This is a genomic window from Streptomyces sp. NPDC030838 (assembly GCF_055572035.1).
Genome location: NZ_JBVIED010000002.1, coordinates 471618 through 494593, shown reverse-complemented (window position 1 = coordinate 494593; position 22976 = coordinate 471618). Strand labels below are relative to the sequence as shown.

At 71.9% G+C, this 22976-nt stretch carries 21 protein-coding genes; 15 read left to right on the top strand and 6 right to left on the bottom strand.

What is annotated here, in order from left to right; translation table 11 throughout:
* Positions 1–58: 58 nt before the first annotated feature.
* On the top strand, positions 59–562 hold the full coding sequence (rplQ, locus tag ACZ42A_RS09265) for a 50S ribosomal protein L17 (RefSeq protein ID WP_468526557.1): 504 nt from the start codon (positions 59–61) through the stop codon (positions 560–562).
* A gap of 139 nt (positions 563–701) precedes the next feature.
* The gene (gene truA / locus ACZ42A_RS09260; protein ID WP_468526556.1) at positions 702–1565 is read left to right on the top strand and encodes a tRNA pseudouridine(38-40) synthase TruA; all 864 of its coding nucleotides are present in this window, start codon (positions 702–704) and stop codon (positions 1563–1565) included.
* 6 nt (positions 1566–1571) lie between these two features.
* Here truA and ACZ42A_RS09255 read toward each other — a convergent pair whose 3' ends face one another.
* Positions 1572–2459 (bottom strand): hypothetical protein, encoded by an 888-nt coding sequence (locus ACZ42A_RS09255; protein ID WP_468526555.1) that lies wholly within the window; start codon positions 2457–2459, stop codon positions 1572–1574.
* 74 nt (positions 2460–2533) lie between these two features.
* Here ACZ42A_RS09255 and ACZ42A_RS09250 point away from each other — a divergent pair, with 74 nt between their 5' ends.
* From ACZ42A_RS09250 to glmM, 4 genes are all read left to right on the top strand, one after another.
* Complete coding sequence (locus ACZ42A_RS09250) at positions 2534–3751, top strand: glycosyltransferase family 87 protein (RefSeq protein ID WP_468526554.1); 1218 nt, start codon at positions 2534–2536, stop codon at positions 3749–3751.
* A gap of 247 nt (positions 3752–3998) precedes the next feature.
* The gene (gene rplM / locus ACZ42A_RS09245; RefSeq protein ID WP_468526553.1) at positions 3999–4442 is read left to right on the top strand and encodes a 50S ribosomal protein L13; all 444 of its coding nucleotides are present in this window, start codon (positions 3999–4001) and stop codon (positions 4440–4442) included.
* Positions 4443–4484: 42 nt separating this feature from the next.
* Entirely contained in the window at positions 4485–4997 is a 513-nt protein-coding gene (gene rpsI, locus ACZ42A_RS09240) for a 30S ribosomal protein S9 (protein ID WP_019526966.1), read from the top strand.
* 212 nt (positions 4998–5209) lie between these two features.
* Entirely contained in the window at positions 5210–6568 is a 1359-nt protein-coding gene (glmM, locus tag ACZ42A_RS09235) for a phosphoglucosamine mutase (RefSeq protein WP_468526552.1), read from the top strand.
* Between the two features lie 122 nt (positions 6569–6690).
* On the opposite strand, the gene ACZ42A_RS09230 is transcribed toward glmM, so the two are convergent.
* Both ACZ42A_RS09230 and coaA read right to left on the bottom strand, forming a co-directional pair.
* Positions 6691–7632: a DUF389 domain-containing protein gene (locus tag ACZ42A_RS09230; RefSeq protein ID WP_468526551.1), complete on the bottom strand. Its 942-nt coding sequence runs from the start codon at positions 7630–7632 to the stop codon at positions 6691–6693.
* A 31-nt stretch (positions 7633–7663) separates the two neighbouring features.
* A complete protein-coding gene (gene coaA / locus ACZ42A_RS09225; protein WP_468526775.1) occupies positions 7664–8632 on the bottom strand; it encodes a type I pantothenate kinase in 969 nt (322 codons plus the stop codon).
* A gap of 190 nt (positions 8633–8822) precedes the next feature.
* Between coaA and ACZ42A_RS09220 the strand changes: the two genes are divergently transcribed.
* The 3 genes from ACZ42A_RS09220 to glmS all read left to right on the top strand — a co-directional run bounded on the left by ACZ42A_RS09220 (position 8823) and on the right by glmS (position 12584).
* Positions 8823–9833, top strand: a complete 1011-nt coding sequence (locus tag ACZ42A_RS09220) for an ATP-binding cassette domain-containing protein (protein ID WP_468526550.1) — start codon at positions 8823–8825, stop codon at positions 9831–9833.
* Positions 9830–10639 (top strand): ABC transporter permease, encoded by an 810-nt coding sequence (locus ACZ42A_RS09215; RefSeq protein ID WP_468526549.1) that lies wholly within the window; start codon positions 9830–9832, stop codon positions 10637–10639. The genes ACZ42A_RS09220 and ACZ42A_RS09215 overlap by 4 nt, the downstream gene beginning before the upstream one ends.
* Before the next feature lie 97 nt (positions 10640–10736).
* Positions 10737–12584 carry a glutamine--fructose-6-phosphate transaminase (isomerizing) gene (glmS, locus tag ACZ42A_RS09210; protein ID WP_468526548.1) on the top strand — a complete coding sequence of 616 codons (1848 nt, stop codon included), beginning with the start codon at positions 10737–10739 and terminating at the stop codon, positions 12582–12584.
* Between the two features lie 122 nt (positions 12585–12706).
* Here glmS and ACZ42A_RS09205 read toward each other — a convergent pair whose 3' ends face one another.
* Positions 12707–14461 (bottom strand): M16 family metallopeptidase, encoded by a 1755-nt coding sequence (locus tag ACZ42A_RS09205; protein WP_468526547.1) that lies wholly within the window; start codon positions 14459–14461, stop codon positions 12707–12709.
* A 13-nt stretch (positions 14462–14474) separates the two neighbouring features.
* Positions 14475–15443, bottom strand: a complete 969-nt coding sequence (locus tag ACZ42A_RS09200) for a hypothetical protein (protein ID WP_468526546.1) — start codon at positions 15441–15443, stop codon at positions 14475–14477.
* A 134-nt stretch (positions 15444–15577) separates the two neighbouring features.
* On the opposite strand from ACZ42A_RS09200, the gene ACZ42A_RS09195 reads away from it, so the two are divergent.
* Positions 15578–15949 carry a holo-ACP synthase gene (locus ACZ42A_RS09195; RefSeq protein WP_468526545.1) on the top strand — a complete coding sequence of 124 codons (372 nt, stop codon included), beginning with the start codon at positions 15578–15580 and terminating at the stop codon, positions 15947–15949.
* Between the two features lie 18 nt (positions 15950–15967).
* Here the strand turns inward: ACZ42A_RS09195 and ACZ42A_RS09190 are convergent, their stop codons facing one another.
* Positions 15968–17137, bottom strand: a complete 1170-nt coding sequence (locus ACZ42A_RS09190; RefSeq protein ID WP_468526544.1) for a hypothetical protein — start codon at positions 17135–17137, stop codon at positions 15968–15970.
* Positions 17138–17280: 143 nt separating this feature from the next.
* Between ACZ42A_RS09190 and ACZ42A_RS09185 the strand changes: the two genes are divergently transcribed.
* The 5 genes from ACZ42A_RS09185 to tsaE all read left to right on the top strand — a co-directional run bounded on the left by ACZ42A_RS09185 (position 17281) and on the right by tsaE (position 22890).
* On the top strand, positions 17281–18732 hold the full coding sequence (locus tag ACZ42A_RS09185) for an NAD(P)H-hydrate dehydratase (protein WP_468526543.1): 1452 nt from the start codon (positions 17281–17283) through the stop codon (positions 18730–18732).
* Between the two features lie 230 nt (positions 18733–18962).
* Positions 18963–19844, top strand: a complete 882-nt coding sequence (locus tag ACZ42A_RS09180) for a L,D-transpeptidase family protein (RefSeq protein ID WP_468526542.1) — start codon at positions 18963–18965, stop codon at positions 19842–19844.
* A gap of 71 nt (positions 19845–19915) precedes the next feature.
* Entirely contained in the window at positions 19916–21106 is a 1191-nt protein-coding gene (alr, locus tag ACZ42A_RS09175; protein WP_468526541.1) for an alanine racemase, read from the top strand.
* 46 nt (positions 21107–21152) lie between these two features.
* The gene (locus ACZ42A_RS09170; protein WP_468526540.1) at positions 21153–22400 is read left to right on the top strand and encodes an alpha/beta fold hydrolase; all 1248 of its coding nucleotides are present in this window, start codon (positions 21153–21155) and stop codon (positions 22398–22400) included.
* A complete protein-coding gene (gene tsaE / locus ACZ42A_RS09165; protein ID WP_468526539.1) occupies positions 22366–22890 on the top strand; it encodes a tRNA (adenosine(37)-N6)-threonylcarbamoyltransferase complex ATPase subunit type 1 TsaE in 525 nt (174 codons plus the stop codon). The genes ACZ42A_RS09170 and tsaE overlap by 35 nt, the downstream gene beginning before the upstream one ends.
* Positions 22891–22976 lie beyond the last annotated feature (86 nt).

Below are 22976 nucleotides of genomic sequence, written 5' to 3'. Positions count from 1 at the left end.
GCTCAGATACTGACCCCGGTACCTGATACGGCCGGGGCAGACACCTAGGAGAAACACCATGCCGAAGCCCACCAAGGGTGCCCGTCTGGGCGGCAGTGCCGCGCACGAGAAGCTGCTGCTCGCGAACCTCGCGAAGTCGCTCTTCGAGCACGGCAAGATCACCACGACCGAGGCGAAGGCCCGCCGCCTGCGTCCGTACGCCGAGCGTCTGATCACCAAGGCGAAGAAGGGTGACCTTCACAACCGCCGTCAGGTGCTCCAGGTCATCACGGACAAGAGCGTCGTCCACACGCTCTTCACCGAGATCGGCCCGCGGTACGAGAACCGTCCGGGTGGCTACACCCGTATCACCAAGATCGGTAACCGCCGTGGCGACAACGCGCCCATGGCTGTCATCGAGCTGGTCGAGGCGCTGACGGTCGCGCAGCAGGCCACGGGTGAGGCCGAGGCCGCCACCAAGCGTGCGGTCAAGGAGGCCGAGGAGGCCAAGGCCGCCGAGGAGACCAAGGTCGAGGAGACCGAGGCCACCGAGGCTGCCGCCGAGGAGTCCAAGGACGCGTAAGCGTTCTGCCGGGGACAGCTCGTTGGCGGCTGCGGCTCCGTCGTGGCTTGTCGCGCAGTTCCCCGCGCCCCTTAGGGCGTTGGCGGGCCCGTTCCTTTCCAGGAGCGGGCCCGCTTCTGTGTTTTGAGAGGATCTGTACGTGAGTGAAGAAGCAGCGCCCGGGTACGTCCGCCTCCGGCTTGATCTGTCGTACGACGGCACCGACTTCCACGGATGGGCCAAGCAGGCCGGGGGACGGCGGACCGTGCAGGGCGAGATCGAGGACGCTCTGCGGACGGTGACGCGGTCGCGGGAGACGTACGAGCTGACGGTCGCCGGGCGGACCGACGCCGGGGTGCACGCGCGCGGGCAGGTGGCGCATGTGGACCTGCCCGAAGGCGTCTGGCGCGAGCATCACGAGAAGCTGCTCAAGCGGCTTGCCGGGCGGCTGCCGAGGGATGTGCGGGTCTGGGCCCTGCGGGAGGCGCCCAAGGGCTTCAACGCGCGGTTCTCGGCGGTGTGGCGGCGGTACGCCTACCGGGTCACCGACAACCCCGGGGGAGTGGACCCGCTCCTGCGCAACCATGTGCTGTGGCACGACTGGCCGCTCGACGTGGACGCCATGAACGAGGCGGCCCGGGCGCTGCTCGGGGAGCACGACTTCGCGGCGTACTGCAAGAAGCGCGAAGGGGCGACCACGATTCGTACGCTCCAGGAGCTGAGTCTCGTTCGCGGCGACGACGGGATCATCACCGCGACCGTGCGGGCCGACGCGTTCTGCCACAACATGGTGCGCTCGCTGATCGGGGCGCTGCTGTTCGTGGGCGACGGGCACCGGCCGCCGGACTGGCCGGGCAAGGTGCTGGCGGCGGGCGTACGGGACTCGGCCGTGCATGTCGTACGGCCGCACGGGCTGACGCTGGAGGAGGTCGGCTACCCGGCGGACGAGCTGCTGGCCGCGCGGAGCAGGGAGGCACGCAACAAGCGCTCGCTGCCGGGCGTGCCCGCCGCCGGGTGTTGCTGACCGCCGCTATCCCTCCGCCGCTGCCGCCGAGGCCTGGGCCTCGCCGCGGCGGCGGATCTGGCGGAAGGTGAACTCGGCCAGGTCGTCACCGGTCTTGAAGACCTCGGTGTCCTTGTCGGTGACGTCCCTGCCATCGGTGAAGCCGGCGATGGTGAAGTAGGCGTACCGGCCGTAGGAGTTGGTCGTCGTGCGGCAGATGGCGGAGTTGCAGAAGGCCTTCACACCGCCGCCGTTCAGCGACTTCACGATGCTCTTCTTGTCGGCCTGGGTCTTGGTCTTCGTCGCCTGGGCCTCGGTGTCGAAGACGGCGACGCCGACCGTGACCGCGATGTCGCCCTTGGTGTAGGTGACGCGGAGCATCCGGGTGCAGTCGTTGGCGGTGAGCACCTTGGGGAGGGTCTGGAGGGCGGCCGTCGCACAGCTCTTGGTGTCGGCGGTCGGGCCCTTCTTGTAGACGATGTCTCCCATGGTCAGCTGGGTGCCCGGGAAGAGGATCTGCGGGCTGAGCGGGGCGGTGTCCTTGTTCTTGCTGGACACGAAGTCCTTCGGGTCCAGCGGCGGCGGCGCGCTGGTCGGGGCGAAGGACGGCGGCGGGGCACTGGAGCCGCCGGGGATGTCCGCGGTGGCGGGCAGCTGGGAGGTCGGGCTGTTCGCCTGGCCGCCGTCGCCGTTCGCCGAGACGACGGCCATGGCGACGGCCGTGCCGATCGCGACGGTGGCGAGCGCACCGCCGCCGATGAACAGCAGCCTGCGCCGCTTGTTGCGGGCCTCGGAGGCCTCGGCGAGCGCGGCCCAGTCCGGGGTCTGGTCGCTGCCGCTGTTCCAGGACTGCTGCTGCGATTGCGGTGTCCAGGGATCCCACTGAGACTGGGGTCCCCCCTGCCCAAAGCTCATGGGGCGCATCTTAGACGGGCCGGGCGGCGCGCTGGTCCGCCCCGGAAGGCCCTCGAGCCCCTAGCGTGCCCTGCATGAAATCCGGCAAAAATCCCCTTAGAGGTGACATCTCCGGGTGGTTGGCGCGGCGGGCCTCATGGCATCTGTGGGCGGTGCCGGCGATCGTGCTGGGCGCCCAGGCGGTGCGGGTGGCGCGGCTGACCTCGGACGGCGGCATGGACAACGCGATCGTCGTCCGCGCGGCCCGTACCTGGCTGGCCGGCGGCTCCCCGTACGACGATCCGCACTTCCTCTATCTGCCGAGCGCCGTCCTCGCGGCGGCCCCGCAGGCCCTGCTGCCCGAGTCGTGGCTGCGGCTGCTGGTCCCGGCGGCGGTGACCGCGCTGCTGGCCGGCGCCTGGGCGGTCGCGCTGCGGCTGCACCACATTCCGCTGTGCAGCCGGTTCGCCGCGCTGGGTCTGGCCGGGCTCGCGGCCGGGTTCGCGCCGTTCGCGCATCTGGTGCAGCTGGCGAACTGGACGGTGACCGCGGCGCTCGCCCTGCCGCTGGCACTGCTGCTCGCGGGGCGCGGGCGGTGGACGGCGGCGGGGGTGGTGATCGGTGTGGCGGTGGCGCTCAAGCCGCTCCTCGCGCCGATGGCGCTGCTGTTCCTGTTCGCCCGCCGGTGGCGGGCGCTGGCGGCGACGGTCCTGGTCCCCGCGGCGGCCTCGGCCGGTGCGGGCCTGCTGATGCCGGACCCCGCGGCCTTCTTCACCCGCACCCTGCCGTTCCTGCTGAGCGGCGACGACGGCTTCGTACGGCTCTACGAGGCGTCCCCGGCCGCCGTGCTGCCGCGGCTCGGGGTGCCGCAGACCCTGGCCGGGCTGCTCGCGGTGGCGGCGGCCGGGGTGGGCGTGCTGTGCGCGTACCACCGGTGGCGGTGGGCCGACGCCGGGCCGCTGCGGCTGTCGGAGACCGCGGCGGGCCTGATGCTCTCGGCGTTCCTGGTGTCCAGGCCGTCGTACGACCACTATCTGCTGGTCGTGCTGCCGCTGCTGCTCGCCGGGCTGCCGTACGCCGGGTCGGTCGCCCGGCGTCCCTGGTTCTGGCTGGCCCTGGCCCCGCAGCTGCCGTCCCTGACCCTGCCCTACCTGGAGCCGCCCCGCCGCCGGGCCTTCAAGGACGCGCTCACACTGTGTGTCCTGGCCGCCACCGTCGCCGCCCACGGCGCCGGCGCCAGGCAGCTGCGCCTCCCGGGCCGCTTCGTCACTCCGCGGCGGGAGCAGCCCGGCAGCGCGGCTCGCGTACCCTGAACGAGTACAGGTGCCGGGTTTGCGCCCGGTGATCGCGCGTTTTGACCCGTCCGGGCAGGCGCGGGTATCCTGCATGTTCGTTGTGTATTGGCTTGCTCATTCTCACGGGACGGGCCCTTACACCGGTCCACCGGGCCGATGACCAGCGACCAGCACGCGGTTTGCGTCACCGCGGTGCGGTCAAGGCTGTCGTGATCGTTTCGGTGACCTGTTCAGGACCATTCACTCGAAGCGAAGGCTACGAACCGTGCGTACGTACAGCCCCAAGCCCGGCGATGTGACGCGCCAGTGGCACGTCATTGACGCTCAGGACGTTGTCCTGGGCCGACTCGCCTCCACTGCCGCGACGCTCCTCCGGGGCAAGCACAAGCCGATCTACGCGCCGCACGTCGACGCTGGTGACTTCGTCATCATCATCAACGCCGACAAGGTGCACCTCTCCGGCAACAAGCGGACCCAGAAGATGGCGTACCGCCACTCCGGCTACCCGGGTGGTCTGCGCTCCGTCCGTTACGACGAGCTGCTCGAGAAGAACCCCGAGAAGGCCATCGAGAAGGCCGTCAAGGGCATGCTCCCCAAGAACACCCTGGGCCGTCAGATGCTCTCGAAGCTGAAGGTCTACCGCGGCGAGAACCACCCCCACGCTGCCCAGCAGCCGGTTCCGTTCGAGATCACCCAGGTCGCGCAGTAAGTCCGGCCACCCCCTAAGACTGAAGAGAATCTGAGGAGAATCGTGGCCGAGACCACTGCCGAGCAGCCGCTCGAAGAGCTTGACATCGACAGCTACACCACCGAGTCCGAGGTCCCCGTCGAGGGCGAGTACACCTCGGAGTCCATGGCTTCCCGCTTCGGCGAGCCCCAGCCGGCCGCCGGCCTGGGCCGTCGCAAGAACGCCATCGCCCGCGTCCGGATCGTTCCGGGCACCGGCAAGTGGAAGATCAACGGTCGCACCCTCGAGGACTACTTCCCGAACAAGGTGCACCAGCAGGAAGTCAACGAGCCCTTCAAGGTTCTGGAGCTCGAGGGCCGTTACGACGTCATCGCCCGCATCGCCGGTGGCGGTGTCTCCGGTCAGGCCGGTGCGCTCCGTCTCGGTGTCGCCCGTGCGCTGAACGAGGCCGACGTCGACAACAACCGCGGCCCGCTGAAGAAGGCCGGCTTCCTGCGCCGCGACGACCGCGCGGTCGAGCGGAAGAAGGCCGGTCTGAAGAAGGCCCGCAAGGCTCCGCAGTACAGCAAGCGCTAATCGCAGCTGCCTGCTCGTACTCCGAACGCCCCGGCGGCACGCCACTGTGCCGCCGGGGCGTTCGTTTATCGCAGGCCATGGGCGTATAACGGCACAAGACGCTCAAAGGCTTGTGTGATCGGATGGCCCGGCGACGTGTGTCCGGGGCCCGGGAGCCGTGTGGGCCGCGTTCGGGCGTGGCTTCCGGAATTGACGCTTCCTCAGGAGGACAAGTGGGACGACTCTTCGGCACGGACGGCGTGCGCGGTGTCGCCAACGCGGATCTGACGGCCGAGATGGCGCTCGGTCTCTCCGTCGCGGCGGCCCACGTACTGGCCGAGGCGGGCACCTTCGAGGGCCACCGGCCGACCGCGGTGGTCGGGCGTGACCCGCGCGCGTCCGGGGAGTTCCTGGAGGCCGCCGTGGTCGCGGGCCTCGCGAGCGCGGGCGTGGACGTGCTGCGCGTCGGCGTGCTGCCCACCCCCGCGGTGGCGTTTCTCACCGGGGCGCTGGGCGCCGACCTGGGCGTCATGCTCTCCGCCAGCCACAACGCCATGCCCGACAACGGGATCAAGTTCTTCGCCCGGGGCGGTCACAAACTGCCGGACGAGATCGAGGACCGTATCGAGTCGGTCTACGAGGAGCACCGCACCGGCGCGCCGTGGGACCGGCCGACCGGCGCCGGAGTCGGCCGGGTGCGCTCGTACGACGAGGGCGCGGACCAGTACGTCGAGCACCTGGTGAGCGTGCTGCCGAACCGGCTCGACGGGCTGAAGATCGTCCTCGACGAGGCGCACGGCGCGGCGTTCCGGGTGTCTCCGGAGGCCTTCGCGCGGGCCGGTGCCGAAGTGATCACCATTGGCGCGGAGCCGGACGGGCTGAACATCAACGACGGATGCGGGTCGACGCATCTGGATCTGCTGAAGGCCGCCGTCGTCGAGCACGGCGCGGACTTCGGTGTCGCGCATGACGGGGACGCCGATCGGTGCCTCGCCGTGGACCACACCGGTGAGGAGGTCGACGGCGACCAGATCCTGGCCGTGCTGGCGCTGGCGATGCGGGAGCGGTCGGTGCTGCGGGCCGACACCGTGGTCGCCACCGTGATGTCCAACCTGGGGTTCAAGCTCGCGCTGGAGCGGGAGGGGATCCGGCTCGTCCAGACGGCGGTCGGGGACCGGTACGTCCTGGAGGAGATGAAGGAGCACGGCTTCGCGCTCGGTGGCGAACAGTCCGGGCATGTGATCATCCTCGACCACGCGACCACCGGTGACGGCACGCTGACCGGGCTGCTGCTGGCCGCTCGGGTCGCGGAGACCGGGCGGTCCCTGCGGGAGCTGGCGGGTGTGATGGAGCGGTTGCCGCAGGTGCTGATCAATGTGCCGGATGTGGACAAGTCCCGGGTCTCGACCTCGGCGGATGTCGCTGCCGCTGTTGCCGAGGCGGAGCGGGAGTTGGGGGCGACGGGGCGTGTTCTGCTGCGGCCGTCCGGGACTGAGCCGTTGGTTCGGGTGATGGTCGAGGCGGCGGATATCGAGCAGGCTCGGTCTGTGGCTGGGCGGTTGGCTGATGCGGTGAAGTCTGCGCTGGGTTAGTTTTTCGCCGGGTTCGGGGGGCGGGGTTCTGTGCGTTGCGGGCTGCGGGTTGTCCGTGGCTGGTCGCGCCCACGCGGCGGAGCCGCATATTGGCAGAGCCCCGCGCCCCTGAGGGAGTTTCTCTACGGCGCGATTTTGTGGCGGACCTTCTTTGACCACAGGGCCTTCTGGATCAGCAGGGTGAGGGTGCCCGCCAGGACGATGCCCAGGAGGTTCAGCAGGAGCTGTTGGGTGGAGCCCCAGGCCTGGCGGTACTCGTCGTAGCTGAAGGCGACCGCCGCGTTGGCGGCGGCCGGGACCGTGGTGACCGAGATGGCGACGCCCACCAGGGCGCCGGACTTCGCCGAGGTCAGGGAGAGGGTGCCGGCGCAGCCCGCCAGGACCGCGACGACGAAGGAGAACAAGTCGGGGCGGTAGATGAAGTTGGTGTTGGGGCGTTCGGCGTCCAGGGCCTCGGCGCTGAACAATCCGACGGCGTCCATGAAGTAGCTGAAGCCGACCGTCACCGCCATGGCCACCGCGAAGCCGGCCAGCAGGGCGATCAGGGAGCGCAGGGCCAGCCGCGCGTGGCGCCGCTGGACGAGGGCCGTGCAGAAGCCGGCCAGCGGGCCGAACTCGGGGCCCACCGCCATCGCGCCGACGATCAGGATCGCGTTGTCGAGCACCACACCGCAGGCCGCGATCATCGTGGCCAGGGTGATGAAGGCCAGGTAGGTGATGGAGAGCGTCGACTCCTCGTGCGTCTCCTCCGCCAGCTGCTCCCACAGGACGGCGTCCGCGGCCTCGCCGGGGGCCTCCTCCTCGGCCTTCTCGGCGCGTTTGGACAGGATCAGGTCGATGTTCTCGACCGCGATCGAGCCGGACCGGTCGAGGTCCAGCTCGCGGAGTTCGGAGAGGAGGTCGTCTCCGGCCTCGCGGGCGACGTCGCACATCACGACATCGCCGGCCGGGTTGCGGGCGGCGCCCGGCACCACGACCAGGTGGGTGGTGCCGACCGTCTTCTCGATCAGGCGGACCACGGCGTCGGTCTTCTCGGCCGGGGTGATCAGGCGCAGATGCAGCATGACGCCTTTCTAACAGGCTCCCGTGACCGCTTTACAGCTTGCGCAGGCTCAGGCGCTGCACCTTGTGGTCGGGGCCCTTGCGCACGACCAGGGTGGCGCGGCCGCGGGTGGGGGCGATGTTCTCCACCAGATTGGGCTTGTTGATGGTGCGCCACATCGTGCGGGCGTAGTCCAGGGCCTCCTCCTCCGACACCTGGGTGTACCTGCGGAAGTAGGAGGAGGGGTCCTGGAAGGCGGTCGCGCGCAGCTTGCGGAACCGGTTGAGGTACCAGCGCTCGATGTCCTCGGTGCGGGCGTCGACGTACACGCTGAAGTCGAAGTAGTCGGCGAGGCCGACCCGGGTGCGGCCGTCCTTGCCGGGCAGGGCGGGCTGGAGGACGTTCAGGCCCTCGACGATCAGGATGTCCGGGCGGCGGACGGTGAGCTTCTCGCCGGGGACGATGTCGTAGATCAGGTGGGAGTAGACGGGGGCGGTGACCTCTTCCTTGCCCGCCTTGATGTCGGCGACGAAACGGGTCAGGGCGCGCCGGTCGTAGGACTCGGGGAAACCTTTCCGCGACATCAGGCCGCGGGCCTGCAGCTCCTTGGTGGGCAGCAGGAAGCCGTCCGTGGTGACCAGTTCGACCCGCGGGTGCTCCGGCCAGCGGGAGAGCAGGGCCTGGAGCAGGCGGGCGACCGTGGACTTGCCGACGGCGACCGAACCGGCGACCCCTATGACGAACGGGGTGCCGGACTGCGAGCCCTGTTCGCCGAGGAAGGTGTTCAGGGCGCCGCGCAGGCCGTCCGTGGCGCCGACGTAGAGGTTCAGGAGGCGGGACAGCGGGAGGTAGATGTCCCGCACCTCGTCGAGGTCGATGACGTCGCCCAGGCCGCGCAGCTTCTCGACCTCCTCGGCGGTGAGCGGCAGCGGCGTCTTGTCGCGCAGGTCGCTCCACTCGGCGCGGGTGAGGTCGACGTAGGGAGTCGCCTCCGGGCGGGGCCGGTGGGCGCTCCGGGGCATCGAGGAGGCCGGAGAGATCACAGTCCATTGTTACGGGAGTACGAACGGACGGTGAGGTGGGATCCGTCACGCGGGCGCGGACACCGGATGGACCGGGAGGAACCCGGGCGAACGGGGGAATGTCAGTGGCGTGCGTCACAGTTGTCGGAGAGGTGGGCTCGGCCGGGTCCACGAACTCCAGGGGTGACCCATGACGTATGCGATAGAGGCGGAAGGCCTGGTCAAACGGTTCAGAGAGACGGAGGCGCTGGCCGGTGTCGATCTGGCGGCCCGTAAGGGCTCGGTGCTCGGGCTGCTCGGGCCCAACGGCGCCGGGAAGACCACCGCGGTGCGGATCTTCGCGACGCTGCTGCGCCCGGACGGCGGCACGGCCCGGGTGGCCGGGCACGACGTGGTCCGGGACGCCGGAGTGGTGCGCGCCCTCGTCGGCCTGACCGGGCAGTACGCCGCGGTGGACGAGAACCTGACCGGTGCGGAGAACCTGCTGCTCATCGGGCGCCTGCTCGGGCTGCCGCGGCGGGAGGCGAAGGCGCGGGCGGGAGAGCTGCTGGAGCGCTTTCAGCTGACGCACGCGGCCGGGCGGGCCGTGAAGACCTTCTCCGGCGGGATGCGCCGCCGTCTGGACTTGGCGGCCAGTCTCGTGGGCCGGCCCAGCATCCTCTTCCTCGACGAGCCGACCACCGGCCTCGATCCCCACAGCCGCGGTGAGCTGTGGGGCATGCTGCGCGCACTGGTCGCGGACGGCGCGACGGCGCTGCTGACCACGCAGTATCTGAACGAGGCCGATGTGCTCGCCGACGACATCGTCGTGATCGACAAGGGCCGGGTGATCGCCGAAGGCACCCCCGACCAGCTGAAGTCCCAGGTCGGCGGGCAGGTGCTGGAGCTGCGTCCGATCCTCGGGCAGGACCTCGCGCGGGCGCACGCGCTGGTGGCGGGGGCCGCCGGTCCGCAGGCCCGGATCGAGGGCGAGACGATCACCGCCCCGGTGAAGGACCCCGAGCTGATGCCGGCCGTCGTGCGCGCGCTGGACCGCGAGGGGATCGGGGTGGGGGAGCTGGCGTTGCGCCGCTCCTCGCTCGACGAGGTCTTCCTCGCCCTGACCGGCCACCGCGCGGAGCACGGCGCGCCCGAGGGCAATGGCGGCGCGGCCGTCCGGGACGAGGAGAACGAGCCGCGGAAGGCGGTGATGCGGCCGTGACCGCCACCACCATCACCGCGCCGATCAGCGCCTCGGGCCGCGTACGTCCCCTCGCGGGACTGCGGCAGACCTTCACGATGGCCTGGCGCAGTCTGGTCGCCGTCAAGCACAACCCGCTCGAACTGGTCGACTACAGCATCACGCCGATCATGTTCGTGTTCCTCTTCACCTATGTGCTGGGCGGCCAGATGGCCGGATCCCCGGAGGCGTATCTGAAGTACGCGCTGCCGGGGATCATCGTGCAGAACACCCTGTTCATGACGATGTACACGGCGATGGCGCTCAACACCGACCTCACCAAGGGCGTCTTCGACCGGCTGCGCAGTCTGCCGATAGCCCGCTCGGCGCCGCTGATCGGGCGGATCACCGCGGACCTCGCCAAGCATGTGTGGGCGATGCTGCTGATGATCGGCCTCGGGCTGCTGCTCGGCTTCCGGATCACCGGGGGACTCGGCGGGTTCCTGCTCGGCACGGTGCTGCTGGTGGTGTTCGCCGCGGCCGTGTCGTGGAGCGCGGTGCTGATCGGGATGCTCGCGGGAGACGCGGAGAAGGTGCAGGCGTTCGCCTTCACGCTGATCTTCCCGATCACCTTCACCAGCAGCGCGTTCGTCCGGGTGGAGACCATGCCGGGGTGGCTGCAGGCGTGGAGCGACGTCAATCCGGTGACCCATCTGTCCGACGCGTTCCGCGGGTTGCTGCTCGGCGGGCCGGTCGCGGAGCCGGTGCTGTGGTCGCTGGCCTGGGCGGCGGGCATCGCGCTGGTGTTCTATCCGCTGGCGATGCGGGCGTACCGGGCGAAGACCTGAGAGTGGTCCGTTCGGGGCTTCGTACCCCGGTGGGAATTTCCGATTTCGGGCACGCGACGGCGGGTTCGGCGCGCGAAACGATCGTAGGCTGCCGCCCATGTGCGGAATTGTGGGATACGTGGGGTCGCAGTCGGCGCTCGATGTCGTGATGGCCGGGCTGAAGCGGCTGGAGTACCGGGGATACGACTCGGCCGGTGTCGCCGTGCTCGCCGACGGCGGACTGGCCGCCGCGAAGCGGGCGGGCAAGCTGGTCAACCTGGAGAAGGAACTGGCGGAACGGCCGCTGCCGACCGGCTCCACCGGCGTCGGACACACCCGCTGGGCCACCCACGGCGGGCCCACCGACACCAACGCCCACCCGCACCTCGACAACGCGGGCCGGGTCGCCGTCGTCCACAACGGGATCATCGAGAACTTCGCCGCCCTGCGGGCCGAACTGGCCGAGCGCGGACACGAGCTGGCCTCCGAGACCGACACCGAGGTCGTGGCCCATCTGCTCGCCGAGGAGTTCTCCTCCTGCGCGGATCTCGCCGAGGCCATGCGCCTGGTGTGCCGGCGGCTGGAGGGCGCGTTCACGCTGGTCGCCGTGCACGCCGACGAGCCGGACGTGGTGGTCGGCGCGCGCCGCAACTCGCCGCTCGTCGTCGGTGTCGGCGAGGACGAGGCCTTCCTCGCCTCGGACGTCGCCGCGTTCATCGCCCACACCCGCTCCGCGATCGAGCTGGGCCAGGACCAGGTGGTCGAGCTGCGCCGGGACGGCGTGACCGTCACCGGCTTCGACGGCAGCCCGGTGGACGTGCGCTCGTACGACATCGACTGGGACGCCTCGGCCGCCGAGAAGGGCGGCTACGACTACTTCATGCTCAAGGAGATCGCCGAGCAGCCGAAGGCGGTCGCCGACACCCTCCTCGGCCGGATCGACGCCTCCGGGTCGCTGACCCTGGACGAGGTGCGGATCCCGCCGGGGGCGCTGCGGGAGATCGACAAGATCGTCATCGTCGCGTGCGGTACGGCCTTCCACGCCGGGCTGATCGCCAAGTACGCCATCGAGCACTGGACGCGGATCCCCTGCGAGGTGGAGCTGGCCAGCGAGTTCCGCTACCGCGACCCGATCCTCGACCCGCAGACGCTGGTCATCGCCATCTCCCAGTCCGGCGAGACCATGGACACCCTGATGGCGCTGCGGCACGCCCGCGAGCAGGGGTCCAGGGTGCTGGCGATCTGCAACACCAACGGCTCGACGATCCCGCGCGAGTCGGACGCCGTGCTGTACACGCACGCCGGGCCCGAGGTCGCCGTCGCCTCCACCAAGGCGTTCCTCACCCAGCTGGTGGCCTGCTACCTGGTGGCGCTGTACCTGGGGCAGGTGCGCGGCACCAAGTGGGGCGACGAGATCCAGGACGTCGTCCGCGAGCTGTCGAAGATCTCCGGCGAGGTCGAGCGGGTGCTGGAGACCATGGAGCCGGTACGGGAGCTGGCCCGCACCCTCGCGCACAAGAACACCGTGCTCTTCCTGGGCCGGCACGTCGGCTATCCGGTGGCGCTGGAGGGCGCGCTCAAGCTCAAGGAACTCGCCTACATGCACGCCGAGGGCTTCGCGGCGGGCGAGCTGAAGCACGGGCCGATCGCGCTGATCGAGGAGGACCTGCCGGTGGTGGTGGTCGTGCCGTCGCCGCGCGGGCGGTCCGTGCTGCACGACAAGATCGTCTCCAACATCCAGGAGATCCGTGCCCGCGGCGCCCGCACCATCGTGATCGCCGAGGAGGGCGACGAGGCGGTCGTCCCGTACGCCGACCACCTCATCCGGGTCCCGGCCACCCCCACCCTGCTCCAGCCGCTGGTGGCGACGGTGCCCCTCCAGGTCTTCGCCTGCGAGCTGGCGACGGCCCGCGGCAACGAGGTGGACCAGCCGCGGAACCTGGCGAAGTCGGTGACGGTGGAGTAGGCGGTCGGGGCGGGGTGTCCCGCGCCCCTGAGGGGCGCGGGACTGTGACAATGTGCGGCTTCGCCGCGTGGGCGCGACCAGCCACAACGGACCGGCAGCCGAACCAGTACCTCGACCACGCGTCAGCGCTTGCGGCGCGGCTCCCGGAAGAGCTTCCAGCTCACGAACAGCAGCGGCAGCTCCAGCCCCCAGATGCCGATGACCGCGTCCCACTCGGGGCGGGCGGCGCCGGCCTCGTCGACGGTGACCAGGGCGCACAGCAGGCCCCAGACGAGGGTCAGGGCGGTGCTGAGCCAGAACCCGATCTGCCAGGCCCAGGCGGCCATGCCCCGGCGGCCGGGCGTGCGCCCGGAACCCTTCGGGCGTTCGCGCGGGCGGGGGATGTCCTCCGGGTCCCGGGCCGGGAGCCGGACCACCGCGCCCGGCGGCACGGCCGCGTCGAGGGCCGCGATGCGGTCGGGGGTGACGCCCCGGTAGAGGGTGGGCTCCACGCTGACGGAGAAACCGTCGTGCCCGGTGAGGCTGCGCGCCCCGTCGGGCCGTACGGACATCGCCGCGCAGGCGTCGTAGCGCACGGTCACCGGCCCGCCCGGCGTCAGCAGGCTGACCCCCTCCGCGCCGATGACCAGGGTGACCCGTTCGTCCTCCAGGGAGGCGTGCCGGGTGCCGGTGACGGCGTCCGCCGAGTACTGCGGGGCGAGCGTGAAGCCCGCCCAGTCGGCACCCCGTCCCGGCACCTGGAGCAGCCCGGCGTCCCACGCCTCGCGGGCCACCTCGCGCAGGTCGTCGACGGTGACCGCCTCCAGCTCGGCCCGGTGCTGGTCGGGGGAGAGGATCCGGTGGCCGAGCAGCAGGCTCAGCGCGTACGACGGCAGCGCGGCGGCGCCGAGGTCCGGCACGTCGTACATCTTCAGGATCTTGCCGCGTACGGTGTCCAGCTCCGCCTGCTCGATCCGCCCCGCCCGCAGCCGCGCGAGCGTGTCGACGAAGCCGCCGACGACGGCGTCCTGCTTCTGCGGCAGGGCGTCCGCGTACGCGGTGAGGGTGGCGAAGCCGGCGTCGCGCGGGGTGTAGTCGGCCTCCGCCGTGTAGGAGTAGCCGCCCTCCTGGCGCAGGTCCTGGAAGAGGGCGCGGCCGAGGACGTCGGCGAAGACGGAGGCGGCGGTGGTGCGGCGCAGCACGGAGGTGAAGACGACATGGCCGTCGTCGCCGTGGATGTAGGCCGGGGTGACGGGCAGCGCGCTGGTCGCGGCCGGAGCCGGTATCCGGGTGCCGGCGGGCAGCGTGAGGTCCAGGCCCGCCGGGACATGGTCGCTGGTGATCCACAGCACCGCGTTGTCCCGGGTGAACCGGGTCTGCGCCCAGTGCCGGACCTGGTCGGCGGTGAGGCTCCAGGTGCCCAGCTCGCGATAGCTGGACAGGCCGTAGCCCTGCGCTCCGTAACGCCACAGCGGCATCTGGGAGTTGGGGCCCTGCCCGCGCCCGGCGGCCTCCGTGCGCAGGATCTCCTTCTCGGTCTCCAGCCGGTCCAGCGGCAGATCGCGCAGGGCCGCGCAGACGGCGTTCAGGTGCGCGACGACCTCCTCCTCGCTGCCGGTGACGTGGAAGAGGGTGTAGGCGTTCGCGGTGGCGCCGTTGTAGTGCAGGTCGGACAGGCCGAGCCGGTGCAGGGCCAGATGCTCCACCAGGTGGGTGATGCCGCTGGTGGCGAGGGTCTCGTCGGCGCGGCCGACCCGGAAGAACAGACCGGCGGTGATCTCGCCGCCCTGCGCCGGGGCGTACAGGGTGGGGATGCCCTGGGTGGTGGTGTGGGAGATCAGCCCGGAGAGGGCGTCGAGGCCGGTGGCGTCGGACATGCCGGTGAGGTCGGTGGTCATCTGTGGCGCCCCCTCAGATCGTCGCCAGCGCGGACTTGCGGTACTTCACGAACGCGGCCTTCGGATCGGACAGATACGACCACGGGAAGTCGCTGGCCCGGTCGCCGAGGATCGCGAAGTGGCGCTGGGCGTCCTCGAAGTGACCGCCGAGGGAGAAGGCCATCGCGAACGCGCTGTGCGCGCCGATCCAGTGCCAGCCGGGCCGGTAGTCCGGGTGCAGTACGGACACCTGCGCGGCGAACCGCAGGTCGTCGCGGACCGCGACGCCCCGCATGTACGCCCCGGCCTCGGGGCCGTCCAGGTCCAGCCAGCGCTCCAGGTGGGCCAGCGCGACCAGGGCGCCGGTGTGCGCGCCGTCGGGCGCGGCGGTGGTGGCCTCGCGGGCGAAACCGTGCGCGGCGTCCCAGGAGCCGCTCCACTTCGGGCACAGCTGCTGGAGCAGCTGCGTCTGCGCCGGGTAGTGGTGCGGGTGGTGGGCGCTGAGCCGGTCGTAGCGGCGGCGCGCCTCGGCCTGGCCGAGCTGGAGCCCGCGCGCGGTGATCAGCCGTACGGTCCAGGCGGGGGCGTACCACGGCTGCTGCGCGCACACCTCGATGAGGATCTGCTCGGCCCTGCGCAGCCACTCGTGGAACTGCGCGAACTGGTCCCGGGACACATGCTCGGCGCGCAGATCGCTGCGGATCTTCCAGCCGATGCGCACATACCGGTCGGCGAGCAGGGTGCGCGGCAGCGGATCGGCCGGATGCTCGGCCGCGACCCGCTCCAGCATGGTCTCGACGCCGTCCTCCTCGGCGAGCAGCCCGACGGCGAAGCTCGCCTTCTCCGGCGAGTCGAGGGCGGCGAAGTACGCCCGTACGGCGGCCCAGTCGCCGGCGCGGGCGGCCGTGCGCAGCGGGAGGAGTTCGGGCAGGGTGTCGTACGGGTCGAAGAACGGCCCCGTTCCGGGCACCGCGCCCGGTATGCCGCTGGTGGTCCTGCTCATTCCTCCGCCCCCTGGCTGTGATGGCAGCGCCGGGCGCGCGAGCTGGCCCCCCAGGGCGCGCCGGCCTGTGTGCGTGTGAAGTCGCCGCAGGCTAGCAGCCCGGAGGGGGTCCGTCCGACCGTAGGGTGCTCGGCATGAGCATCATCGGAGTCGGTATCGACGTCGCCGAGATCGACCGTTTCGCCGCATCCCTGGAGCGCACCCCCGGCCTGGCCCGACGCCTCTTCCGGGACAGCGAGTTGCTGCTGCCCAGCGGCGAGCGCCGGGGCCCCGCCTCCCTCGCGGCCCGGTTCGCCGCGAAGGAGGCCGTGGCCAAGGCCCTCGGCGCCCCGCCCGGCCTGCTCTGGACCGACGCCGAGGTCTACGTCGAGGACAGCGGCCGCCCCCGGCTACGGGTCACCGGAACGGTCGCCGCCCGCGCGGCGGAACTGGGCGTGCAGTCGTGGCATGTGTCGCTCAGTCATGACGCGGGAGTGGCTTCGGCGGTGGTGGTCGCGGAGGGCTGAGGGGCGGGCGCCCGGCGGTCAGCAGATCGACTGCGTGCTGTTGACCAGGGTGTTGTTGCGGAACGTGGTGTTCTCGCCGCAGGGGTTCTCCCGGATCGACGAGTTGGTCACCGTCAGGTTCTGGACGGTGATGTCCCTGTTGTTCGGGAACTCCGAGCGGGCCGCCAGGCGGATCTCGCCGCCACCGGTGACGCTTCCGCTCTGGGCGGCGAGGTTGACGTTGTAGCAGTTCTCGATGAGGACGGCGTTGTTGCCGGTGTTCGACAGCGTCACCCGGTCGATGACCGCGCCGCCGCTCTCCGAGACGCAGAACACACCGCGTCCGCCGCCGCGTGCGACGACCTCGCCGACGCGGATGTTCGTCGGGTAGGAGCTGCCGATCCGGCCGTTGCGGTTGGCCATGCGGAAGGCGGCGTAGCCGGTGCCCGTGCCGGCGTTCTCCGCGTCCACCTTGGTCACGGTGGCGTTCACGGTCTGGTTGAGCAGCAGGCCCGACTCGCCCACGTTACGGGCCGTGACCGTGCCGACGGTGAGGCCGTCGACGCCGTAGGTCTCCACAGCGTGGCTGGAGGCGCCGGAGACGTAGACGCTGTCGATGCGGACGTTGCGGGTCCACTGGGTGGTGTCGCCGCGGTTGTCGATGCGGATGCCGAGGCCGGACGACAGGCGCATGTCGATCTGGCCGAGGGTGGCGTTCTGGACGTTGCGCAGGAAGATCCCGTACAGCGGGCTGCCGGTGACGTTCAGGTGCTGCACCTCGATGTCGCGGGTGCCGCGCGAGTAGACGGGTGCCTGGTCGCCGGTGCCCGTGCCGGTGACGTTGATGGTGCCGCAGACGTCGAGTGCGGTGTAGCTGGGCAGGGAGATGCGGGAGCCGGCCGAGATCGAGCCGGAGCCCCGGACCACGACCCGTTCCTTCGTGGTCCGTCCGGCGGTCAGGCTGTTCACGGCCGCCTGTACGGCCGCGCGCATGTCCGTGCCCGTGTGCACGACGGTGCCGCCCCGGCGGGCCGTCCAGGTGCTGCCGTTCAGGACCGCCTCGGCCTGGTAGGAGCCCTCGCCGCAGGCGGCGGCCGCGGCGGTGGCGGCTTCCGGGGCGGCCGTCGCGGTCGGTGCGGTGAGGGTGCCGGCGGTGGCGAGGAGGGCGGCGGCGCCGGTGGCGGCGAGGAGTGCGGCTCTGCGTCCCATGCGGGTGCGTCCTCTCGTCGAATCGATTCGACTGAATCGATTCATCCTGTGGGGGCCGGTGAGTGTGGCAACGGGGCGCCGGTGCGTCAATGGGTACGGCGGGATCGGTGAGGCCTGGAGCGACGTACGGGAGACTCGGACGCATGCGGACTGCGTACGGCGTGGAGACGGTGAGGGCGGCGGAGCGTGAGCTGATGGCGCGGCTGCCGGAGGGAACGTTGATGCAGCGGGCGGCGGCGGGCCTGGCGACCGCCTGCGCACAGCTGCTCGGGCGGGTGTACGGCAGCCGGGTCGTGCTGCTGGTCGGCAGCGGCGACAACGGCGGCGACGCCCTGTACGCCGGGGCCCGGCTCGCCCGGCGCGGCGCGGGCGTCACGGCCGTCCTGCTGTCCCCCGAGCGGGCGCACGCGGGCGGACTCGCCGCGCTGCGGCGGGCGGGCGGCACGGTCGCGGCGGCCGGGGCGGGGGAGCGGCTGGTCGAGGGAGCCGATCTCGTCGTCGACGGGATCGTCGGGATCGGCGGGAAGGGCGGGCTGCGGGCGGAGGCCGTACCGCTCGCCGAGGCGGCGGCGCGGTCCCGGGCCGCCGTCGTCGCCGTCGATCTGCCGAGCGGCGTCGACGTCGACACCGGTGAGGTGCGGGGCGCGGCGCTGCGGGCCGATCTGACGGTGACCTTCGGGACGCACAAGCCGGGGCTGCTGATCGATCCGGCGCGGGAGTACGCCGGGACGGTACGGCTCGTCGACATCGGGCTCGAACTGCCGGCGGAGCCCGAGCTGGAGGCGTTGCAGCACGCGGACGTCGCGGCGCTGCTGCCGGTGCCGGCGGCGGAGAGCGACAAGTACCGGCGGGGGGTCGTCGGTGTCGCCGCCGGGTCCGCGCGCTACCCGGGCGCGGCCGTGCTGGCGGTCGCCGGGGCGCTGCGGGGCGGGGCCGGGGCCGTGCGGTACGTGGGGCCGGCCGGGGACGCGGTCATCGCCCGCTTCCCCGAGACGCTGGTGTCCGACACCGGGCCCAGGCGGGCGGGGCGGGTGCAGGCCTGGGTCGTCGGGCCGGGGGCCGGGGACGACGCGGGGACGGTCGCCGAGGTGCTGGCGGCGGATGTGCCGGTGCTGATCGACGCGGACGGGTTGCGGCTGGCCGATGTGGCTGCCGTACGCGCGCGTACGGCGCCGACGTTGATGACGCCGCATGCCGGGGAGGCGGCGGCGTTGCTCGGGGTGAGCCGGGAGGAGGTCGAGGGTGCCCGGCTGGCGGCGGTGCGGGAGCTGGCGGTGCGGTACGGGGCGGCGGTGTTGCTGAAGGGGTCGACGACGTTGGTCGCGGGGCCGGGGGGACGGGGGGCCGTGCGGGTGAATCCGACCGGGACGTCCTGGCTGGCCACGGCCGGGAGTGGGGATGTGCTGTCCGGGCTGACCGGGTCGTTGCTGGCGGCGGGGTTGTCGGCGGTGGACGCGGGGAGTGCGGGGGCGTATCTGCACGGGCTCGCCGGGAGGTTCGCGGCGGAGGGGGCGCCGGTGGGGGCGCGGGATGTGGCGGAGGCGGTGCCTCGGGCTTGGCGGGATGTGTGTACGGCGGTGAGCGAACTTCGGTGAGCAGGGCCTCCGTTTGAGCTGTGCCCGGAGTGGGGCTGGGCGAGGTGGGGTGCGCAGCCCGGCGTGACGGGGTGCCGCTGCGCCCACCCGTGCCGCCCTGGGGGTCCCCCCAGGCCCTTAAGGCACTGGGGGAGGCACGACTGCCCGCAGCTACGCCGGTGGGGGGCTGAACGGGTGGCCCCTGCTCGTGCCGTGCTGGTGTCAGTGGGGTCCTGGGTATTCCTGATCGGGTGATCAGCGGATTCGTCGCTTCCCGAAGTGTCGCCGTCGCGCTCGCGGCCGCCGCGCTGTTGCCCGTCGGTGCCGTGTGGGCCGCCCCCCAGCCGCCGCCTCCCGCCACGAGCGTGGACGCCGAGCTCGTGCCCGGGGTGTATCAGACGGGTCCCGTCGATACGCCCGACCAGGTGCTGGCGCCGCAGGTCTATCAGCCGTCGGTCGCGGAGGACGCCCTCGAGCCCAGCGACGCGCCGGAGCGGGCGTACGCGCTCGTCGAGTACGTGCCGTTGGGGGACGCGGTGGCGCGGGTGGTGTGCAGTACGAAGGCGGGGCCGTACCAGCGGCAGGTCGAGCGCTGGCTGAAGCTGAAGGTGGACGGGAAGCAGTCGGCGGCCGACTGCGAGGCGATCCGCGCGTTCCAGGAGAAGCACAAGATCAAGCCGGCCATCGGGTTCGCCGGGCCGGTGACCTGGGCGCACATGCAGTTCCTCGCCGCCCGCGCGAACCCCAACGCCGCGAAGAAGTGCCCGGTGCGCACGCACCAGGTCGCCTGTGTCGATCTCGACCGGCAGCTGACCTGGGTGCAGAAGGGGGAGCGGGTCGTCTTCGGTCCGGTGCCGATGCGCAGCGGGCGGGCCGGGCACGCGACGCGCGGCGGGTGGCACAAGATCTACTGGCGCCACAAGAACCATGTGTCGACCCTCTACGGCACGCCCATGCCGTACTCCCAGTTCTTCAGTGGCGGGCAGGCCTTCCACGGGGTGTACGACACCATCCACACGACCGTCGGATCGATGGGCTGCGTCAATCTGCGGCTCGCCGACGCGCGCAAGCTGTGGGACGTGCTGAAGAGCGGCGACCAGGTGTACGTGTGGGGGCGCAGGCCGGGGAGTTAGGAAGCCGTACCGGGCCTCGTGGGCCCTGGCGGTCGCCCGGGCCGTCCGGGGCCTCTGAGACACTGGGCGCGATGAGTACGACTGCACATCTGCCGACCGCCCCGCTGCGCGCCCGCGCCGAGATCGATCTGGCCGCGCTGCGCGCCAATGTGCGGGCCCTGCGCGCCCACGCGCCCGGCGCGGCCCTGATGGCCGTGGTGAAGTCCGAGGCGTACGGCCACGGGGCGGTGCCGTGTGCCCGCGCGGCCGTGGAGGCGGGGGCGACCTGGCTGGGCACCGCCACGCCGGAGGAGGCGCTGGCGCTGCGCGCGTCCGGTGCGGTGCCCGCGGACGTGCGGATCATGTGCTGGCTGTGGACGCCCGGCGGGCCGTGGCGGGAGGCGATCGAGGCCGACCTCGACGTGTCCGTCAGCGGGATGTGGGCGCTCGACGAGGTCACGGCCGCCGCGCGGCTCGCGGGGCGTCCGGCGCGGGTGCAGCTCAAGGCCGACACCGGGCTCGGGCGGAACGGGTGCCAGCCCGGCGGGGACTGGGAGGAACTGGTCGGGGCCGCGCTGCGGGCCGAGCGCGAGGGCCTGGTGCGGGTCACCGGGCTGTGGTCGCACTTCGCCTGTGCCGACGAGCCGGGTCATCCCTCCATCGCCGCCCAACTGGACCGGTTCCGGGAGATGCTGGCGTACGCGGAGGGCCAGGGGGCGCGCCCGGAGGTACGGCACATCGCCAACTCGCCGGCCACGCTCACCCTTCCCGAGGCCCACTTCGACCTGGTGCGCCCCGGTATCGCCGTGTACGGCATCTCGCCCAGCCCGGAGCTCGGCACCCCGGCGGACTTCGGGCTGCGGCCGGTGATGACCCTGTCCGCCTCGCTCGCCCTGGTGAAGCAGGTCCCCGGCGGACACGGGGTCAGTTACGGCCACCGGTACACCACGGCGGGCGAGACCACCCTCGGCCTGGTCCCGCTCGGCTACGCGGACGGCATCCCCCGGCACGCCTCGGGCACCGGTCCGGTGCTGGTCGGCGGCAAGTGGCGGACGGCCGCGGGGCGGATCGCGATGGACCAGTTCGTCGTGGACCTCGGCGGCGACGAGCCCGCGCCGGGCGAGGAGGCCGTGCTGTTCGGGCCCGGCGACCGCGGTGAGCCGACCGCCGAGGACTGGGCGCAGGCGGCGGGGACCATCGCGTACGAGATCGTCACCCGCATCGGAACGCGTGTTCCCCGCGTCTATGTGAACGTCGATGTGAACGGGCACGAGAACGGGTAACCGGTAAGCGACCGGTCAGTAGCGCGTCAGTCGGTGAGGAGCGTACGTGAGCGAGAGCAGCCCGAAGGCCGTCGCGGACGCCGCGGCCGTCGTCTCCGCCGCGGGAGCGGCCGGGAACTGGCGCCGGGCGACCGGGATCGCGGGCGCCGCGATAGGTGTGCTGGCCGCGGGCGCGGCGGCCGGCGTCGCCCTGGAGCGGATGACCGTCGGCCGGGACGTGCGCCGCAAGGCCCGTCTCGCCCTCGACTCGGCGGGGCCGTACGGCGCGCTGCGCGGCACCCCCGGCAAGGCGTACGCCGACGACGGCACGGAGCTGTACTACGAGGTCGACGACGTCGACCCGGACACCCGGGCCGCCGTCAGCCCGCGCCGCCGCCGGCTCTTCGGCCGCAAGGCGCCCGCGCCCGTCACCGTCGTCTTCAGCCACGGCTACTGCCTCGGCCAGGACTCCTGGCACTTCCAGCGGGCGGCGCTCCGGGGCGTCGTACGGACCGTGCACTGGGACCAGCGCAGCCACGGCCGGTCCGCGCGCGGGGTGGCACAGGCGGACGGCGTGCCGGTCAGCATCGACCAGCTGGGGCGCGATCTGAAGGCCGTACTGGACGCGGCCGTGCCGGAGGGGCCGATCGTGCTGGTCGGTCACTCCATGGGCGGAATGACGGTGATGGCGCTGGCCGACCAGTATCCGGCGCTGGTCCGGGAGCGGGTGGTCGCCGTCGCGCTGGTCGGTACGTCGTCGGGGCGGCTCGGCGAGGTCAACTTCGGGCTGCCGGTCGCCGGGGTGAACGCGGTGCGCCGGGTGCTGCCGGGGGTCCTGAAGGCGCTCGGGCAGCGGGCCGAGCTGGTGGAGAAGGGGCGGCGGGCCACCGCCGAGCTGTTCGCCGGGATCATCAAGCGGTACTCGTTCGCCTCCCGGGACGTCGACCCGGCCGTGGAGCGGTTCGCCGAGCGGATGATCGAGAGCACCCCGATCGACGTGGTCGCCGAGTTCTACCCGGCGTTCACCGAGCACGACAAGACCGAGGCACTGGCGCACTTCGCGAGCCTGCCGGTGCTGGTGCTGGCCGGGCTGCGCGATCTGGTCACGCCCAGCGAGCACAGTGAGGCGATCGCCGATCGGCTGCCGGACGCCGAGCTGGTGCTGGTGCCGGACGCCGGGCATCTGGTCATGCTGGAACACCCGGAAGTGGTCACCGACCGCCTCGCCGACCTCCTCACCCGCGCGGGTGCCGTGCCCGCAGGAGCTACCGTGGGTGGCTATGGAAGCACCAGCGGCACCGCACAACCCGGCTGAGCACGAGTCCTCCGCCCAGCTCACCGTCACCTCCCCCGACCAGATGCGCGAGCTGGGCCGCCGGCTCGCCAAACTGCTGCGCGCCGGCGACCTGGTGATGCTCAGCGGCGAGCTGGGCGCCGGCAAGACCACGCTCACCCGCGGCCTAGGCGAGGGCATGGGCGTGCGCGGAGCGGTCACCTCCCCGACGTTCGTGATCGCCCGGGTGCATCCCTCGCTCGGCGACGGCCCGCCCCTCGTCCACGTGGACGCCTACCGGCTGTCCGGCGGTCTCGACGAGATGGAGGACCTGGACCTCGATGTCTCGCTGCCGGACTCGGTGATCGTCGTGGAGTGGGGCGAGGGCAAGGTCGAGGAGCTGACCGAGGACCGGCTGCACGTGCTGATCCACCGGGCCGTGGGCGACACGACGGACGAGGTGCGCCACGTGACCCTGACCGGGATCGGGGAGCGCTGGGCGGCGGCGGACCTGAGCGCGCTGACCGCCTGAGCCGACGTTTCCGACAGGCTGTCGGCAAGATATTGCGCCGGGGCGGTCGGGCGTGGTCACATGGTATCCCCTCCGTAGTTAGGTGT